General features: G+C 62.9%; 16 protein-coding genes. 12 read left to right on the top strand and 4 right to left on the bottom strand.

Annotation, left to right across the window (positions count from 1 at the left end):
- Positions 1-10: 10 nt before the first annotated feature.
- The 4 genes from BM160_RS11450 to BM160_RS11435 are packed head-to-tail and all read left to right on the top strand — an operon-like array spanning position 11 to position 3,028.
- Positions 11-670 carry a nitroreductase family protein gene (locus BM160_RS11450; protein WP_177218993.1) on the top strand — a complete coding sequence of 220 codons (660 nt, stop codon included), beginning with the start codon at positions 11-13 and terminating at the stop codon, positions 668-670.
- A 33-nt stretch (positions 671-703) separates the two neighbouring features.
- A complete protein-coding gene (locus BM160_RS11445) occupies positions 704-1,108 on the top strand; it encodes a ribonucleotide reductase subunit alpha (RefSeq protein ID WP_092005150.1) in 405 nt (134 codons plus the stop codon).
- A gap of 1 nt (position 1,109) precedes the next feature.
- The gene (locus BM160_RS11440; protein ID WP_369821775.1) at positions 1,110-1,682 is read left to right on the top strand and encodes a hemerythrin domain-containing protein; all 573 of its coding nucleotides are present in this window, start codon (positions 1,110-1,112) and stop codon (positions 1,680-1,682) included.
- A 17-nt stretch (positions 1,683-1,699) separates the two neighbouring features.
- Positions 1,700-3,028 carry a glutamate-5-semialdehyde dehydrogenase gene (locus BM160_RS11435; protein WP_177218992.1) on the top strand — a complete coding sequence of 443 codons (1,329 nt, stop codon included), beginning with the start codon at positions 1,700-1,702 and terminating at the stop codon, positions 3,026-3,028.
- 67 nt (positions 3,029-3,095) lie between these two features.
- Here BM160_RS11435 and BM160_RS11430 read toward each other — a convergent pair whose 3' ends face one another.
- From BM160_RS11430 to BM160_RS11415, 4 genes are all read right to left on the bottom strand, one after another.
- On the bottom strand, positions 3,096-4,226 hold the full coding sequence (locus BM160_RS11430; RefSeq protein WP_092005144.1) for a 2-aminoethylphosphonate--pyruvate transaminase: 1,131 nt from the start codon (positions 4,224-4,226) through the stop codon (positions 3,096-3,098).
- Between the two features lie 37 nt (positions 4,227-4,263).
- On the bottom strand, positions 4,264-5,988 hold the full coding sequence (locus BM160_RS11425; RefSeq protein WP_092005141.1) for a putative 2-aminoethylphosphonate ABC transporter permease subunit: 1,725 nt from the start codon (positions 5,986-5,988) through the stop codon (positions 4,264-4,266).
- On the bottom strand, positions 5,985-7,118 hold the full coding sequence (locus BM160_RS11420) for a putative 2-aminoethylphosphonate ABC transporter ATP-binding protein (RefSeq protein ID WP_092005401.1): 1,134 nt from the start codon (positions 7,116-7,118) through the stop codon (positions 5,985-5,987). Before BM160_RS11420 ends, BM160_RS11425 begins: the two co-directional genes overlap by 4 nt.
- Before the next feature lie 74 nt (positions 7,119-7,192).
- Positions 7,193-8,233 carry a putative 2-aminoethylphosphonate ABC transporter substrate-binding protein gene (locus BM160_RS11415; RefSeq protein WP_092005138.1) on the bottom strand — a complete coding sequence of 347 codons (1,041 nt, stop codon included), beginning with the start codon at positions 8,231-8,233 and terminating at the stop codon, positions 7,193-7,195.
- 93 nt (positions 8,234-8,326) lie between these two features.
- Between BM160_RS11415 and BM160_RS11410 the strand changes: the two genes are divergently transcribed.
- The 8 genes from BM160_RS11410 to gshA all read left to right on the top strand — a co-directional run bounded on the left by BM160_RS11410 (position 8,327) and on the right by gshA (position 17,545).
- Entirely contained in the window at positions 8,327-9,199 is an 873-nt protein-coding gene (locus tag BM160_RS11410; RefSeq protein WP_369821774.1) for a phosphonate utilization associated transcriptional regulator, read from the top strand.
- On the top strand, positions 9,196-10,422 hold the full coding sequence (gene phnA, locus BM160_RS11405) for a phosphonoacetate hydrolase (RefSeq protein WP_092005135.1): 1,227 nt from the start codon (positions 9,196-9,198) through the stop codon (positions 10,420-10,422). Before BM160_RS11410 ends, phnA begins: the two co-directional genes overlap by 4 nt.
- Positions 10,423-10,449: 27 nt before the next feature.
- Complete coding sequence (phnY, locus tag BM160_RS11400; RefSeq protein ID WP_092005133.1) at positions 10,450-11,898, top strand: phosphonoacetaldehyde dehydrogenase; 1,449 nt, start codon at positions 10,450-10,452, stop codon at positions 11,896-11,898.
- A gap of 84 nt (positions 11,899-11,982) precedes the next feature.
- Complete coding sequence (gene ald, locus BM160_RS11395; protein WP_092005130.1) at positions 11,983-13,110, top strand: alanine dehydrogenase; 1,128 nt, start codon at positions 11,983-11,985, stop codon at positions 13,108-13,110.
- On the top strand, positions 13,107-14,120 hold the full coding sequence (phnD, locus tag BM160_RS11390) for a phosphate/phosphite/phosphonate ABC transporter substrate-binding protein (RefSeq protein ID WP_092005128.1): 1,014 nt from the start codon (positions 13,107-13,109) through the stop codon (positions 14,118-14,120). Before ald ends, phnD begins: the two co-directional genes overlap by 4 nt.
- 97 nt (positions 14,121-14,217) lie before the next feature.
- Positions 14,218-15,606 carry an FAD-dependent oxidoreductase gene (locus BM160_RS11385; RefSeq protein WP_092005125.1) on the top strand — a complete coding sequence of 463 codons (1,389 nt, stop codon included), beginning with the start codon at positions 14,218-14,220 and terminating at the stop codon, positions 15,604-15,606.
- A 2-nt stretch (positions 15,607-15,608) separates the two neighbouring features.
- The gene (locus tag BM160_RS11380) at positions 15,609-15,965 is read left to right on the top strand and encodes a RidA family protein (protein ID WP_092005122.1); all 357 of its coding nucleotides are present in this window, start codon (positions 15,609-15,611) and stop codon (positions 15,963-15,965) included.
- A 284-nt stretch (positions 15,966-16,249) separates the two neighbouring features.
- Positions 16,250-17,545 (top strand): glutamate--cysteine ligase, encoded by a 1,296-nt coding sequence (gene gshA / locus BM160_RS11375; RefSeq protein WP_092005119.1) that lies wholly within the window; start codon positions 16,250-16,252, stop codon positions 17,543-17,545.
- The last annotated feature ends 271 nt before the right edge of the window (positions 17,546-17,816 follow it).

The following is a 17,816-nucleotide window of genomic DNA, read 5'->3' as shown; positions in this document are numbered from 1 at the left end:
GGAAAAAAACATGCTTGCGCTTGCTTCCCCGCGTGTTCTTCCTGGCGTGCCAGCCGATCACGACATGGCGGCCATGGCCGCCATGCTGATGCAGTCGCGCCAGACCATTTTGCCCAAGCGGCTGGCCGCGCCCGGCCCCGACGAGGGGCAACTGGAGATGATTCTGAACGCCGCTGCCACCGCGCCCGACCATGGCCAGTTGCTGCCCTGGCGCTTTGTACGGGTGCCGCAGGCGAAGCGCGGCCGTCTGGCCGATGTTTTTGCCGCGGCCCTGCTGGAGCGCGACCCCGCCGCCACGCCCGAGCAGGTGGCGCAGGCGCGCGAAAAAGCGTATCGTGCGCCGCTGCTCATGTTGGTGGTGGTTGATGGCCAACGGGGCGATGCGGAGATTGATTTGTTGGAACGCATCGTCTCTACCGGCTGCGCGGTGCAAAACATGCTGCTCATGGCCACCGCACTGGGCTACGGCTCGGCGCTGACCAGCGGCAAGGCCCTGAAGGCCGTTGGCCTGCGCACCTTGTTTGGGCTGACGGGCGGTGAACACGCGCTGTGCTTTGTCAGCATAGGCACCGTGCAGTCGCGCAAGCCGGCACGACCACGGCCGGCACCCGGCGACTTTGTCAGCCGCCTTGCGGCGGGCTCCGATGAGGCTGGTCTCGGGCCAGATTGAACGTTTTTTTATTGCTTTTGACAGGACTCTGCCATGGACATTTCAAGTTTTGACGACCTGCTGCAAGCCGCCCGCGCCCAGCCCCTGCCGCAGCGCCTGCTGTTTGTGTTTGCCGGTGCCGAGCTGCCCGAAGACGCGACGCCGACGCAACGCCAGCGCTTCGAGGCCGGGCAGGGCGGCGCGCTGGTGCCGCTGATGTGCGTGGACAAGTGCCCCGACGAACTGGCCTCCTTTGACATGCTGGCGCAGGAGGCCAGCCAGTTTGGCCACGACTGGCAACTGGTGTTTGCCGCCGCCCTGTCGGGCAACTTGAGCCGGGCGCCCAGCAGCGAAGAGGCCGAGGCGCCGCTGCAGCGCATGGTCGAAGCCATCAAGCGCGGCGAGATGGCGGCCTACATTCCGTTTGACCCGCAAGGCCATCCCGTGCAGATGGGCTGACATGAGCCGTTCCGCCTCAGGCACTCCACTGCCCGGCTTCGGTGCCCCGGCCGCAGATTTTGAAGCGCCTTTCGAGATGCTGGCCACTTGCCACGAACGGGTGGAGCGCATGCTGACCCTGACGGCCAGGTTGCTGCAACACCTGCTGGACAAGGGCTGCGATGAGCCGGCCCGCCAGGCCGCGCGCGACGTGATGCGCTACTTTGACCTGGCCGCGCCGCTACACCATCAGGATGAGGAGCTGCATGTGTTTCCGCCGCTGCTGGTCGGGCCAGATGCCGGCCTGCACGCCTTGGTGCTGCGGCTGCTGCAGGAGCACCGGCAGATGGAAGTGGCGTGGGCCCAGGCGCGCCGCGCGCTGCAGGCCGTGGCCGAGAGCCCGGCCTCGGGCTGGGTGCCGCTCACCGCCGTTCAGACCGAGACCTTGGCACAGTTCGCCGCCTTGTACCGGCAGCATCTGGACGACGAAGACCGCCTGGCCTATCCGGCAGCCCAGGCCGGCCTGTCGCCGTGCGCCGTGCAGGCCATGAGCGAAGACATGATGCAGCGCCGGGGCGTTGCGCCCAAAAGGTGATGGGGCAAAATAGCAGGATGAACGCGCCCGATTTTCACCCTTCCAACAGCACCCCGGCCCGCAGCGAACTGCTGCAACTTATGGAATCCCTGGGTTCCAAGGCAAAAGTGGCCTCAGCCCATATGGCGCGTGCGCCAGCAGCTATTAAAAACAGAGCGCTCCTGAGCCTGGCGGCCTTGCTGCGGCAAAGCGCTCCGGCGCTGCAGGCGGCCAACCAGCGTGACCTGGAGCGGGCTGGCGCCGCTGGCCTGGCCGGCCCGCTGTTCGACCGGCTCAAGCTCAGCCCCAAAGACCTTGAAACCGTGGCGCTGGGTTGCGAGCAACTGGCCGCCATGGCCGACGTGATCGGTGAAATCGTAGGCATGAAGGAGCAGCCCAGCGGCATACGCGTCGGCCAGATGCGCGTGCCCATAGGCGTCTTCGGCATGATTTACGAGAGCCGGCCGAATGTGACGATAGAGGCGGCTTCGCTGGCCATCAAGAGCGGCAACGCCTGCATACTGCGCGGAGGCTCCGAGGCGATCGAGTCCAACAAGGCGCTGGCGGCGCTGGTGCAGCAGGCCTTGACCGAGGCCGGCTTGCCCGCCGACGCGGTGCAACTGGTGCCGACCACCGACCGCGAAGCCGTCGGCCATCTCATCGCCATGCCGCAGTATGTGGATGTCATCATTCCGCGCGGCGGCAAGGGCCTGATAGAGCGCATCAGCGCGGGCGCCAAGGTGCCTGTCATCAAGCATCTGGACGGCAATTGCCATGTCTATGTCGATGACCCTTGCGACATGGAGATGGCGGTCAAGATCGCCGACAACGCCAAAACGCAGAAATACAGCCCCTGCAATGCCACCGAAGGCCTGTTGGTGGCGCGCGGCGTGGCGGCGGAGTTCCTGCCCAAGATTGGCGCCATCTACGCCGCCAAGGGCGTTGAAATGCGCTGTGATGAGGCTGCGGTCCAGATACTGCGGGCGCAGTCGGCTATTAATTCAGTAGCAAAAATCGTTCCGGCCAGCGAGCAGGATTGGTACGAGGAGTACCTGGCGCCCGTCATCTCTATCCGCGTGGTGGCCGGGCTGGACGAAGCGATTGCCCACATCAACCAGTACTCCAGTCACCACACCGACGCCATCCTGACGCGCGATCACATGCATGCTCAGCGCTTTTTGCGCGAGGTCGACTCGGCCAGCGTCATCGTGAATGCGAGCACCCGCTTCGCCGATGGTTTCGAGTACGGCCTGGGCGCCGAAATCGGCATCAGCACCGACAAGTTTCATGCCCGCGGGCCGGTCGGCATCGAAGGCCTGACCTCGCTCAAGTACGTGGTGCTGGGCCAGGGCGAAGTGCGCGGCTGATTCCGCTGCAAGGGCGTTGGCGGCCATGCCGACCTGCTGGCCGGACCATGACCCCAACGCTGCCGCCTTAGGCGACTTCCGCCGTTGACACCTGTTTGATGCCCATGGCCTTGAGGGTGTCGGCGATGGCCGCCACGGCGCCCGGGATGCCGGCTTCGCCAAAGTGGCCCATGCAGCCGACGCGGAAGGTTTCCACCTGCGTCAGCTTGCCAGGATAGAGGATGTAGCCGCGCTTCTTGACTTCCTGGTAGAAGGTCTTGAAGTCGTACTTGGCATCATCGGGCGCGTGGAAGGTGACGATGATGGGGGCCTGCAGCGCCGGGTCCAGGTAGGTGCGAAAGCCCAGCGCCGCGAGCCCGTCTATCAGTGCCTTGCAATTGCGCGCATAGCGGCCGCCGCGCGCGGCTAGGCCGCCTTCCTCGACGTACTGCGTGATGGCCTCATCGAGCGCGGCGACCACATGCGTGGGCGGCGTGAAGCGCCATTGCGTCGTCTTGCCCATGTACACCCACTGGTCGTAGAGGTCCATGGCCAGCGAATGGCTGTTGCCTTCGCATTTTTCCAGCGTGCTGCGCTTGGCGATCACAAAGCCCATGCCGGGAACGCCTTCCAGGCATTTTCCGGAAGCGGCGATGACGGCGTCAAAAGGCGTCTTGCGTGCATCTATCTCCAGGGCGCCGAAGGAACTCATGGCATCGACGATGAGGCCGCGGCCGTGCTTGGCGACGACCAGCGCGATCTCGTGCAGCGGGTTGAGCACGCCGGTGCCGGTTTCACAGTGGACCAGCGCGACATGGGTGATGCTGGGGTCGGCGGCGAGCGCTCGCTCGACGTCGGCGGCCAGCACCTGCTTGTCCTCGGTGTAGTCGATGGTGCTCACTTTGCGGCCCAGCACCTTGCAAATCTTGGCGAGGCGTTGGCAGTAGGCGCCGTTGTTGGGCACTAGCACATGGCCGGCGCGGGGGACTATGGTGCCTATGGCCGCTTCGACCGAGAAGGTGCCGCTGCCCTGCAGTGGCACGCACTCGTGCGTGTCCTCGCCATGGACGATGCGCAGCACCTGCTGGCGTATGCGCGCGGTGATCTGGTTGAAGTCGGCATCCCATGAGCCCCAGTCGCGCAGCATCGCCGCCCGGGTGCGGTCCGAGGTGGTGAGAGGGCCGGGGGTCAGCAAAATGGGGTAGGAAGTCTGAGCCATGTTTTCTCCTGGTGGTGAAGAGGTCAATTGAAGCGATTCAGCTGCGGGCCAGATTGCGCCACGCCTGGGTGCGGGAGAGCAGAACGCGCGTCAGCAGCGAATAGACGATGCAGACAAATACCGAGGTGACGACGATCAGGCTGGCCAGGGCCGACGCCGGCCCGACGTCACCGGCGTCATCCAGATGCATGATGGCGACCGACGCGAGAATGGTGTTGGGCGTGTACAGAAAGATTGCCGCGGACAGGCTGGCCATGGAGACCACAAAGTAGTAGCGGCCTATGTCCAGGAGCACCGGCAGGCAGACCGGCACCGTGACGCGAACGAAAGTCTTGAGCGCGGGCACCTTGAGCGAGGCCGATACCGCCTCGAACTCGTTGTCTATCTGCTTGAGCGCGGTCACGGCGGTGAGGTGGCTGGAGGTGTAGTAATGAACAATCATAGAAACGATCAGGATCGCCATCGTCTGGTAGAGGACGTTCAGCGGATTCGCCGGATGGTTGAAAAACATCACATAGCCCAGGCCCAGCACCAGGCCCGGCACGGCCATGGACAAGACCGCCATCAGGTGCATCGCCGGCCGCAGCAGGCCCAGATTGCGTGTCTTCTCTATCAGGTAGGCGCCGACGAAAACGATCAGCGATCCGCCCAGGGCGGTGCAGCTGGCCACAATCAGGCTGTTGGTGTAGGCGGCGGACATGTCGCTCTCGACCAGTGCGAAGTGGTAGTGCTTGAGCGTGAAGGACAGGTCGTAAGGCCACAGCGTGATGAGCGAGGTGTAGATCGCCATGCCGACCGTGGCCAGCAGCAGCGCGCACACAAGGCCGCAGAACAGCGTCAGCAAGGCGTCGGTCAGCCGGCGCGGTTTGGGGCTGAGCGGCACCGAGCGGGCCGTCAGCTGGGCCTTGACCTTGCGCCGCACGACGTAGTCGATGATGAAGGAGAGGACGGAGGGAATCAGCAGCAGCAAGCCGACCACCGCACCCATGGAAAAGTTGTGCTGGCCGACCACTTGCTTGAACACATCGACCGACAGCACGTTGAAGTTTCCGCCTATCACCTTGGGTGCGCCGAAGTCGCTGATGACGTAGGTGAAGACCACCGTCGCGGCGCTGGCCAGGCCGTATTTGCACGAGGGCAGCGTAATGGTCATGAACTGGCGCGAGGCCTTTGTCCTGAGCGCGGTGGCCGCTTCATAGAGCCGACCGTCGGCCAGCGAGAGCGCGGTGACGAGAATCATCAAGGCGTGCGGAAAGGTGTTGTAGACCTCGGCAAGGATGATCCCGGGCGCGCCGTAGATGGAGGCGCCGCCCAGCAAAAACTTGAGCGCGCCCTGGTTACCGAACCATTGCACGAAGGAGATGGCCGACAGCAGCGAGGGCGCCAGCAGGGGGATGAGCGCGATCAGGCGAAAGGTCGCCTTGAGCGGCGCCGGTATGCAGCTGCGCGTCAGCGCATAGGCGAAGATGAAGGCCATCGGTACCGAAATCAGCACCACCACCGTGGCCACCCAGATCGAGTTCCACGCCGCCCGCATCAGGCTGGGGGTCTGGAAATAGGTGATGAAGTGGCTCAGGCCGACGAAGCGGCCCTGTTTGTCTTCGACGGCATAGAGCAAGATGGTGCTCAGCGGCGCGATCAGGAACAGCAACAGCATTCCCATCACGCCGATCAGAAGAGCCCGGGCGATGGTCTCGTCACGGCTCCAGCGCATGCCGACGCGGCCAGCGGGCGCGGGAAGAGGGCGTGCCAGGGTGTTCATGCTTGGGCCGCCTTTGCAGAAAAGGCCCGAATGCGGTTGGCGCGCAGGGCGATGTCGAGGTGGTTGCCTTCGCGGATGTTCAGGTCGTGCAACTGGTTGAGCGAGAAGTTCAGGCCCAGGGTTTGGCCGCCCAGGGCGTCGGCGCTCACCTCGGCGATGCACAAGCCGCCGAGAAACTCGACCTTGGTCACGCGCACGCGCATGCGGTTCGGCGTGTCGGGCTGCAGATGCTCGGCCACGCGGTCTTCCGGTCGCAGATAGAGGTTCACCGCTTCGCCGGGTGCGAAGCCCGTGTTGCAGGCATCGCATTGCAGCTCCATCTCACCGACGCGGAACAAGTTGCCGCCAAGGGCCTGCGCGCGCAGCACATTGACCTTGCCGACGAAGTCGGCGACGAAGGGGGTGGCCGGTCGTTCGTAGATCTCCATGGGGGTGCCGACCTGCTCTATGACGCCCTGGTTCATGACGACCACGCGGTCGGCGATGGACAAGGCCTCTTCCTGATCGTGCGTGACCATGATGGTCGTGATGCCGACCTGCTTTTGCAGGCGGCGGATTTCGCCGCGCAGGCGAATGCGCTCCAGCGCGTCTAGCGCCGACAGCGGTTCGTCGAGCAGCAGCAGGCCGGGCCGCGTTGCCAGGGCGCGGGCCAGCGCGATCCGCTGCTGTTGTCCGCCCGACAGCTGGCTGGGGTATTTTTGGCCCGAGGTGGGCAGGCCGACAAGCTTGAGCAACTCTTCGGTGCGCGCCTTGACTTCGGCCCTTTTGGCCTTGCTGTTGACCAGCCCGTAGCCGACGTTGTCGGCAATCGTTAGGTTGGGAAAGAGGGCGTAGGACTGGAACACGATGCCGTAGTCGCGCTTGTCGGCTGGCAACCACGAGATGTCCCGGCCATTTTGCAGAATCTGCCCCGAGGTCTGCGTCTCCAGGCCGGCAATGATGCGCAGCAAGGTCGTCTTGCCGCAGCCGGACGGGCCGAGAAAGCAGAGCATCTCACCCGGGTTGACGCGCAGGTGGACGTCGCGCAGGGCACTGAAGGACTCGAAGTCCTTGCGTATGCCAATCACCTCGAGCGCGGCGCGGGCCTGCTGCGCTGGCGCGGCCATGAATTGGGTGGGGCTCATATCCATTTTTTCGAACTCATCGTTGATGGACGCCGCCGTGGCGGCGTCCAGGGGGTTGAAATCAGGGATGCGATGGGCGTCTATTTGGCTTCCGACTTGCCTTCGTAGCGCTTGCTCCACTCGGCCAGAATCTGCTCGCGATTCTTGGCGGCCCAGTTGATGTCGTTCTTTGCCAGCAGCTTCTCGTAGTTTTCCGGGATGCCTTCCAGTTTCTTGGCCACGCCGGGATAGGCGACCACGGCCCACCAGGTGGCGGTGATCTGGTTGGCTTCCTTGCTTGCCATCCAGTCGGCGAAGCGTTTGGCTTGCGCCATTTTTTTACTGGTCTTCATGACGCTGGTGGCTTCTATGTCCCAACCCAGGCCTTCCTTGGGGAAGATCAGCTCCACCGGTGCCCCCGACTTCCTGACCTGGTGGGCGCGGAACTCAAACGAGATGCCAATCGGAAACTCCCCGGAGCCGGCCTGCTTGCAAGGCTTGGAGCCCGAATGCACGTATTGCGCGATGTTTTCGTGCAGCGCATCCATGTACTTCCAGCCCTCGGTGTTGCCCCACATCTGCAGCCAGGAGGACACGTCGAGGTAGCCGGTGCCGCTGGACGCCGGGTGCGGCATGGTGATGGCGCCCTTGTAAATGGGTTTGGCCAGATCCTTCCAGCTCTCTGGCTTGGGCAGGCCGCGTTTTTTCGCTTCGACGGTGTTGAAGCAGATGGTGGCGGCCCAGACGTCCATGCCCACCCAGGCCGGCGGGCGCTTGGTGTCGGAGTAGCTGGGGTTGAGTTCCTTGAAGCCCTTGGGCTCATAGGCCACCAGCATGCCTTCCTGCTCCAGCAGGGCCAGGCTGCTGGCCGCCAGGCCGGCGACCACGTCGGCCTGCGGATTGGCCTTTTCGGCGAGCAGCTTGGCCGTCACGATGCCGGTCGAATCGCGAACCCACTTCACTTCGATGTCGGGATTGGCTTTCTCGAAGCCGTCCTTGTACAGCTTCATCGCGTCGGTTTCCAGCGCGGTGTAGACCAGCAGTGGCGTTTTCGGCTGCGCCATTGCGGCCGTGGCGGCAAGGCTCAATACCGCGGCGCTCAAGGCCATCAACAGTCGCTTCGGGTTGTGTCTCGTGGTCATCTTTGTCTCCTGTAGTAATTGGGCGTGTCAATCAACGGAAGTTAGCGAATTCCGAGAACCAACACGATTTGGCTTCTCACTTCGGCCAGCTACTTGGCAGCGCTTTTCCGCAAGGGTGCGGGTGGCATTCTGGGCAAGCGACTTCGCTTCGGTGAACGAAATGTAGAACGTCGATCGAAGACTGTCAATAAAAGATTGTTGACAATTTTCAATTTAAAAATGAAAATACCCACCATGCAAGCAAATAATTCCACCGCGGCCCTGGCCTTTCTTCAGTCCAGCTCCCTTCCCATGCTGATGCAGGAAGAAATCGAGCGTCTCATCATGACGGGCGAGTTGGCTGTGGGTAGCCGGATCAACGAGAGCGAGCTGTCGCAGCGCTTCAATACCAGCCGCGGCCCTATCCGCGAGGCTTTGCGGGCGCTGGAAGAGGCCGGTCTGGTGCGCAATGAAAAAAACCGGGGCGTCTTCGTCCGTGAAATCGGGTTTGAGGAAGCCGACGAAATCTACGAGCTGCGCGAAGCGCTGGAAGAGATCATCGGGCGTCGCGTGGCCAGCGCCATGAAGCCGGATGCGCTTGAGCGCCTGAAAGGCATGCTGGCACCTATGAAATCGGCCGCTCAGGCCGCTGACGTGGAGCAATACGCGCAACTCAATCTTCAGTTCCACGAGATCCTGCTCGAGACCGCGGGCAGCCAGAAGTTGATCGAAACCTACAAGCGCCTGATCAAGGAGTTGCATCTGTTCCGGATGCGTGCCCTGGACAGTGGTGGCGGACTGCGCGTCTCCGTCGATGAACATCGTGAAATCGTCGACGCCATTGCCAGCGGCGATGCGGATCGTGCCGGCAAGGCCATGCGCGAGCACGTCGCGGTTAGCCGCGCACGTATGCACAAAGCCTTCGGTCGTCCCGACGAAACCATCAGCAATCCAATTTTTCAACCGCACCAAGGAAGCCCGAAATGACATCCCAGACACTAGAAGTCAATGCCCGGAACTACCGCTGGATGAACCGTCCCGTGGTCGTCGTTTGCGTGGACGGCTGTGAGCCGGCCTACCTCGATGCCGCGGTGGCCGCCGGCGTGACGCCCTACCTGGAACGCATGATGAGGACAGGCGCCAATCTGCTGGCCGACTGCGTCGTGCCATCGTTTACCAACCCCAACAACCTGTCCATAGTCACCGGCGCGCCGCCAGCGGTCCACGGCATCTGCGGCAACTACTTCTTCGACCGCGAGCTGGGTCAGGAAGTCATGATGAACGACCCCAAATACCTGCGCGCTGGCACCGTGCTGGCGGCCTTTGCCGATGCCGGCGCCAAGGTGGCCGTGGTCACGGCCAAAGACAAGCTGCGCAAGCTGCTGGGCAACAAAATGAAGGGCATCTGCTTTTCGTCCGAGAAGGCCGAAGAAGCGACGATCGCGGAGAACGGTATTGATGGCGTGGTCGCGCTGGTGGGCATGCCGGTTCCCTCGGTTTACAGCGCCGAGCTGTCCGAGTTTGTTTTTGCGGCGGGCGTCAAGCTGATGCAAACGCAGCGACCCGACCTGATGTACCTTTCGACCACGGACTATGTGCAGCACAAGGCCGCGCCGGGTAGCCCGGCCGCGAATGCCTTCTACGCCATGATGGACGGCTACCTGGCGCAGCTCGACGAACTCGGCGCCACCATCGTGCTCACCGCCGACCATGGCATGAATGACAAACACGGCGTGGACGGCGCTCCCAATGTGATCTACCTGCAGGACGTACTCGACGGTTGGTACGGCGCTGAAAAGGCACGGGTCATATTGCCCATCACCGACCCTTACGTGGTGCACCATGGCGCGCTCGGCTCCTTCGCCACCGTCTACGCGCCCGACGAGGCCAGCGCGACGCAATGGATAGCCCGCATCAAAGAGGTGCCAGGCATGGAGTTTGTGTTGACGCGCGCCGAGGCCGCCGCGCGTTTCGAGCTGCCGCCGGACCGCATCGGCGACATCGTTGTTGTCAGCGAGCAGAGCACGGTGATAGGCACCTCGGCCAGCCGCCATGATCTTTCCGCACTGGAGGTGCCGCTGCGCTCGCATGGTGGCGTGTCCGAGCAGCGCGTGCCGCTGATCTGCAATCGCCCGGTCAAAGGCATTGAGAGCAGCCGTCGGTTGCGCAACTTCGATGCCCTCGACCTGGCCTTGAACCACGCCCAATAACGCACCATTGCCATCAGGAGAACAACGATGAATCAAGCACTGCTGAAACCCGTCGCCATCCACCGCGAAGCGCTGCGCATCGCCGGCGAAAAGGTCTATCGCGACGAGGTGATAGAGGTCACCTACCCCTACACCGGCGAGGTGATCGCCACGGTGCCCAAGGCCACGCTGGAAGACGTGCGGCGCGCCTACCGCATCGCCCGCGACTACAAGCCGACGCTGACGCGCTACGAGCGCTACAAAATCCTGATGCGCGCCGGCGAAATCATCGCCTCGCGCCTGGATGAAATCTCGCGCACCATCACGCTCGAATCGGGGCTGTGCCGAAAGGATTCGCTGTATGAAGTCGGCCGCGCTTCCGACGTGTTGTTGTTCGCGGCCAACCAGGCGCTGGTCGATGACGGCCAGGTGTTCTCCTGCGACCTGACGCACCACGGCAAGAGCCGCAAGGTCTACACCATGAAGGAGCCGCTGCTGGGCGCGATCACCGCCATCACGCCCTTCAACCACCCGCTGAACCAGGTGATCCACAAGGTCGCGCCCTCCATCGCCACCAACAACCGCATGGTGCTCAAGCCCAGCGAGAAGACGCCGCTGACGGCCTTCATCCTGGCCGACATCCTGTACGAAGCGGGTCTGCCGCCGCAAATGCTGTCGGTGATCACCGGCGACCCGCGCGAGATCGCCGACGAGATGCTGACCAGCCCCGACGTTGACCTGGTCACCTTCACCGGCGGCGTGGCCATCGGCAAGTACATCGCCGGCAAGGCCGCTTACAAGCGACAGATTCTCGAGCTGGGCGGCAACGACCCCATCATCGTGATGGAAGACGCCGACATCGAGGAAGCCGCCACGCTGGCGGCCGCCGGCTCCTACAAAAATTCTGGCCAGCGCTGCACCGCCATCAAGCGCATGCTGGTGCAGGAAAGCGTCGCCGACCGTTTCGTTGAATTGCTGCTCGAGAAGACCAAAGCCCTGAAGTACGGCGACCCCATGGACCCCAACACGGACATGGGCACGGTGATCGACGAGCCCGCCGCCATGCACTTCGAGGCGGTGGTGAACGAGGCCATTGCCGGCGGCGCCAAGCTGCTCTACGGCAATGTGCGGCGCGGCGCCCTGTATTCGCCCACGCTGCTGGACCACGTCGATCCCGAGATGACGGTGGCCAAGCAGGAAACCTTCGGTCCGGTCTCGCCCGTCATTCGCTTCAAGACCATAGAGGACGCGATCCGCATCTCCAACGGTACGGCCTACGGCCTGTCGTCGGCGGTGTGCACCAACCGCCTCGACTACATCACGCGCTTCATCCGCGAGCTCAACGTCGGCAGCGTCAATGTGCGCGAAGTGCCGGGCTACCGCTTGGAGCTCACGCCCTTCGGCGGCATCAAGGACTCCGGCCTGGGCTACAAGGAAGGCGTGCTTGAGGCGATGAAGAGCTTTAGCAACTGCAAGACTTATTCGCTGCCCTGGTAAGCGTTGGCGCGCCAGCCGGCGCGCCCCTCCCACAGCCTCTGAAACCGCGTTACGCCTTCTTCATCCACACAGGAGATAAGAGCCATGCTGATCGGAGTCCCCAAGGAAATCAAGAACCATGAGTACCGCGTCGGCCTGACGCCTTCGTCGGTGCGCGAGCTGACGGCGGCGGGCCATCGCGTCATCGTGGAACGCAATGCCGGCGCCGGCATAGGCGCCAGCGACACCGAGTACGAGGTGGCGGGTGCCGGCATCGTCCAGGGCGCCGATGAGGTGTTCGCGCGCGCCGACATGATCGTCAAGGTCAAGGAGCCGCAGGCCCAGGAGCGCGCGCAGCTCAGGCCAGGCCAGTTGCTGTTCACCTATTTGCACCTGGCGCCCGACCCGCAGCAATGCAAGGACTTGATGGGCAGCGGCGCCGTCTGCATCGCCTACGAAACCGTGACGCAGGCCGGCGGCGGCTTGCCGCTGCTGGCGCCGATGTCGGAAGTGGCGGGCCGCATGGCCATCCAGGCCGCGGCGCACAGCCTGGAGCGCGTCCATGGCGGGCGCGGCATTCTGCTGGGCGGCGTGCCCGGCGTGGCACCGGCCAAGATCGTGATCCTGGGCGCCGGCGTCGTCGGCTCCAACGCCGCGCAAATGGCGGTCGGCACCGGAGCCCAGGTGGTGGTGATAGACCGCAGTCTGGACGCTCTGCGCCGCATGGACAGGCTGCTGGGCGCGCGCGTCACCACGCTGTTTTCCAATCGCGACAACATCGAAGAGCAGGTGTTGTCGGCCGACGCCGTCATAGGCGGCGTGCTGATCCCAGGCGCCGCGGCGCCCAAGCTGGTGACACGGGCCATGTTGACGCGCATGAAGCCGGGCGCGGTGGTGGTCGATGTCGCCATCGACCAGGGCGGCTGCTTCGAAACCTCACACGCCACCACCCACGCGGATCCGACCTATGTGGTCGACGGCGTCGTGCATTACTGTGTGGCCAACATGCCGGGCGGCGTGCCGCGCACCTCGACCTATGCGCTCAACAACGCCACCTTGCCCTATGTGCTGGCGCTGGCCAACAAGGGCTGGCAGCAGGCCTTGAAAGACGATGTTCATCTGCGCATGGGCCTCAATGTGGCCCACGGCAAGGTGACCTGCCGGGAGGTGGCCAACGAGCTCCACCTCGGCTACCACGATCCACTGACCTTGCTGGAGAGCCCAAGCCCATGAGAGCCTTGAACCACCGCGCCCTCAGGCGTTCAATGTTGGCCCTGCTGTGTCTGGGCTTGCTGGGGCCGCTGGCCGCCCGTGCCGCCGACAACACCCCGGCACTGACCGTGGGCTTGATCGCCGCCAGCACCGCGGAAAATGTCACCGAGGACTGGAAGCCCTTGATCGAGGCCCTGGCCCGGGAACTGCAGACACCGGTCAAGGTGCTGGCCTCCAAGAACTACGCCGATATCTCGGGCGCGCTGAAGGACGGCAGCGTTCAGGTCGCGTGGATCAACAACAAGCTGGCGATAGAACTGGTGGAAAACGACCAGGCCGCCGTGTTCGCGCAAATGGTGAGGCTGGACGGCTCGCGCGGCTACAAGTCTGTGTTGTTCGCCCGCAAGGGCGGCCCCATCCAGTCGCTGGCCGATGTCATCACGCGCCCGGGCAGCTATAGCTTCGGCGCGGGCGACAAGAAGTCCACCTCAGGCTATCTGGTGCCCAACTACTATGTGTTCGCCAAGAACAAGATAGCGCCGGAAAAGCACTTCAAGCAGCTCAGCCATGCCAACCACATGGACAACTTCCTCGCCGTGGCCGATGGCCGGGTGGACCTGGCGACCAACAACACCGAGGAGCTACCCCGTTACCAGGCCGAGTTTGCCGAGAAGTTCGCGCGTGTCAGCGTGATCTGGGAGTCGCCGCTGATTCCCAACGACCCCATGGTGTATCGCAAGGACCTGCCGGTCGCGACGCAGCAGCGCATCAAGAAATTCTTTACCGCATACGGTCGCACCGAGGCGGAAAAAGCCACCTTGAAGCGTATCAATGGCCTGGGGAGTTTTCGCGCCTCGTCGAACTACCAGCTGCGTCCCGTCGTTGATCTGGAGCTCTTTCAGGCCTTGACCAATGCCATGGCAGAGAACGCGAAATCACCCGAGAAATTGGCGGCGGTGATGGGCGCCTTGACCAAGCGCGCGGCACGCCTGGACACGGTGCTGAACGCCACACGCCTGGACAGCCCGTGAGGACACCAGGCCTCGCCGGCCGGTATTGCGCCAGCCCCTATGAACTTTGTGTGCCACCTGGCGGCCTGCAGGGCCACCGAATGAAAGCGAAATGACTATGCGTCCCTTCTGGTTAGAGCAAGCCCTGTTCAACGATGGCGATCTGGCGCCCGCCCTGCAGGGCGAACAGTCCGCCGATGTCTGCATTGTGGGCGGCGGTTTTACCGGTTTATGGACCGCAATTCAGGCCAAGCAGAAAAATCCGGCGCTGGACATTGCCATCATCGAAAGCGACCTGTGCGGTGCGGGGGCCAGCGGTCGCAATGGCGGCTGCTTGCTGACCTGGTCGGCCAAATTTTTTACCTTGCGCCGGCTCTTTGGCGAAGCCGAGGCAATACGGCTGGTCAAGGCCTCGGAAGCCGTGGTTCAGCACATCGCCGCTTTTTGCCGCGAGCAGGGTATAGATGCCGAGTTGCGGCAGGACGGCACGCTGTACACCGCTACTTCGCAAGCCCAGATAGGAACGCTGGACCCCGTGATGCAGGGGCTGGAGGCCTGCGGCATCAAGTCCTACTACGACATGCCGCCAGAGGAGGTCGCGCGCCGTTCCGGTTCGGCCCGCAACCTGGCTGGCGTGTACTCGCCCATCGCCGCCACCGTGCATCCCGGCAAACTGGTGCGCGGCCTGCGGCGCGCGGCGCTCAACATGGGCATTCGCATCTATGAGCGCAGTCCCATGCTGGATTTCAGCACCGACCATCCGGCCATCGTGCGCACGCCTTGCGGCAGCATCAAGGCCAAGAAGCTGGTGCTGGCCATCAACGCCTGGATGGCCAGCCGCTTTCCGCAGTTCGAGCGCACCATCGCCGTGGTGTCCAGCGACATGGTCATCACCGAGAAATGTCCGGAGCTGCTGGAGCAGATAGGCCTCACGGATGGTGTTTCGGTTCTTGACTCGCGCACCTTCGTCTACTACTACCGCAACACGGTCGACGGACGCATCATGCTGGGCAAGGGGGGCAACACCTTTTCCTGGGGCGGCCGCATTGCGCCGGTCTTTGACCAGCGCTCGCCCTATGAGGCCGAACTGACGCAAGCGCTGCATGACTTTTTCCCGGCACTGCGCAATGTTCCGGTGACGGCGAGCTGGAACGGCCCGTCAGACCGCTCGGTGACCGGCTTTCCCTTCTTTGGCAAGTTGAATGGCGCTTCCCACATTTATTACGGCTTCGGCTATTCCGGCAACGGTGTCGGCCCAACCTATATGGGCGGACAGATACTGTCGTCCATGCTGCTGGATCTGGACAATGAATGGACACGCAGCCCCCTGACGCAAGGTCCGCTGGGGCACTTTCCGCCCGAGCCCATCCGTTACGTCGGCTCCATCGTGGTTCGCAACGCCATTCGCCGCAAGGAACGCGCCGAAGACGAAGACCGCCAGCCCTGGATGGTGGACAAATTGCTCAGCAAGTTTGCCAACGCCGCCGGCAAAGCCGACAAGGCCTGAGCATGAGCTTGCAGCGCATTGATACGGTCAAGCGACGTTCGGAAGTCGTCGTTCACAACAACACCATCTATATCGGCGGTCAGGTCGCGGCCAACACCCAGGGCAACATCGAGGCGCAAACCCGCGAAGTCCTGGACGCCCTAGACAGGCTGCTAGAACAGGCGGGAAGCAGTCGAAATCATCTGCTTTCCGTGCGGATCTTGCTGAGGGACATCACCGACTATGCCGACATGAACGCGGTCTGGGACGAATGGATTCCACTAGGGCATGCGCCGACTCGCGCATGCACCTTGCAGCAATTGATCAACCCCGACTGGCGACTGGAGATCATCGCCGTCGCGGCCAAGCCCCAAGAGTGAGTCTGGCACCGCGACACTTGGCACGGCGCTGATGTACCCGCGACGGTAAAATTGGGCCTGCGCGCAGCCCTTTTGAGCCGCTCTGGCCCGCATCACCGTTCAAGGTATTCAAGGCGCTCAAGGGGGAGTGTGTTATTTTCTGACTGAAACACGGTCCGGTGCGCCGCCATGGGCCGGGGGATTTCATGGAAAGGCTTGTCGAGTCGCTCTTGCAACTCGCGCCCCTGCCCTTAAATCCCTAGAATTCACTCAGACATTTCGTCAAGACACAACAAGAGGGCCGCATGGTTCCGCATCTCATCACGGCGCTCACGGGCCCCATCAACGAACTCGAACAGCGCATTCTCGACACCACGCCGGCCATAGAGCGCTGGTTTCGTCTGGAGTGGATGGAGCACACGCCGCCGTTTTACAGTTCGGTCGATATCCGCAATGCCGGCTTCAAGCTGGCGCCTGTCGATACCAATCTTTACCCTGGCGGCTGGAACAACCTGACGCCGCAGATGCTGCCGCTGGCCGTTCAGGCCGCCATGGCCGCGATTGAAAAAATCTGCCCGGAGGCGCGCAACCTGCTGGTGGTGCCGGAAAACCATACGCGCAACAGCTTTTACCTCTCCAATTTGCTGCAGCTCAAGCGCATCTTTCACCAAGCCGGCCTGAATGTGCGCTTTGGCTCGCTCAGCGCCGAGATCAAGGAGCCGACCACGCTGAACCTGCCGACCGGCGAGAGCATCACCATAGAGCCGCTGATACGTAGCGACCGCCGCCTGGGGCTCAAGGGCTTCGACCCCTGCACCATCTTGCTGAACAACGACCTGTCGGCCGGCCTGCCCGGTATTTTGGAAGACCTCAACGAGCAGTATTTGCTGCCGCCGCTGCACGCCGGCTGGTCGGTGCGGCGCAAGTCCACCCACTTCAAGGCTTACGAGGAGGTCTCCAAGCGCTTTGGCAAGCTGCTGGGCGTAGACCCCTGGTTGATCAATCCGATGTTCGCGCAATGCGGCGAAGTCAATTTCGCGCAAGACTTGGGCATGGAGTGCCTGACCTCTCATGTCGATGGCCTGCTGAGCAAGATCAAGCGCAAGTACAAGGAATACGGCATCAACGAAAAGCCTTTTGTCGTGCTCAAGCCCGACAACGGCACTTACGGCATGGGCATCATGACGGTGCGCGACGCCAAAGAGCTGAGCGCTCTGGGCCGCAAGGCCAAAACCAAGATGAGCACCATCAAGGATGGCCAGGCATTGTCTGAAATCATCATCCAGGAAGGCGTACTGACCAACGAGCGCGTCAACGACGCCGTGGCCGAGCCGGTGGTTTACATGATGGACCGCTATGTGGTGGGCGGCTTTTACCGCATTCATGCCGAGCGCGGTGTCGACGAAAACCTCAACGCGCCCGGTGCCAGCTTTGTGCCCCTGGCCTTTGCCGACAGCGGCCGGCTGCCCCAGCCGGGTGAGAAGCCGGGCTCCAGCAGCCCGAACCGCTTCTATATGTATGGTGTGATCGCCCGCCTGGCCATGCTGGCCGCCAGCTATGAGCTGGAAGCCACCGATCCGAATGCCGAGGTCTACGATTGAACGGCCGGCTCTCAAACCCTGATTTTTAAGCCATTTCGACCTCTAGCCCATATGTGGCGGGCGTGAGAAGCTATAAAAATAATAGTATCTGCTGGCCCGTCACCCGGGCTGATCCCGGCTTTACCAGCCGGGCTTGGCCTGCGGAGTTGTTGCGCTGCAACAAAAACTCTTTTTCTGCCTGCTAGGGGTGTTTGCGGACTTGTAAGCTGCGCGCCTGAGCGCAAAATAGCCATCCCTTAGGCAACCATTCCGTCGGCTTTGGCCGCCTTTG

Source organism: Polaromonas sp. OV174 (assembly GCF_900112285.1).
Classification (GTDB): Bacteria; Pseudomonadota; Gammaproteobacteria; order Burkholderiales; family Burkholderiaceae_C; genus Polaromonas.
The sequence above is the reverse complement of the archived record's forward strand: the minus strand, read 5'-3'. Positions and strand labels throughout refer to the sequence as shown.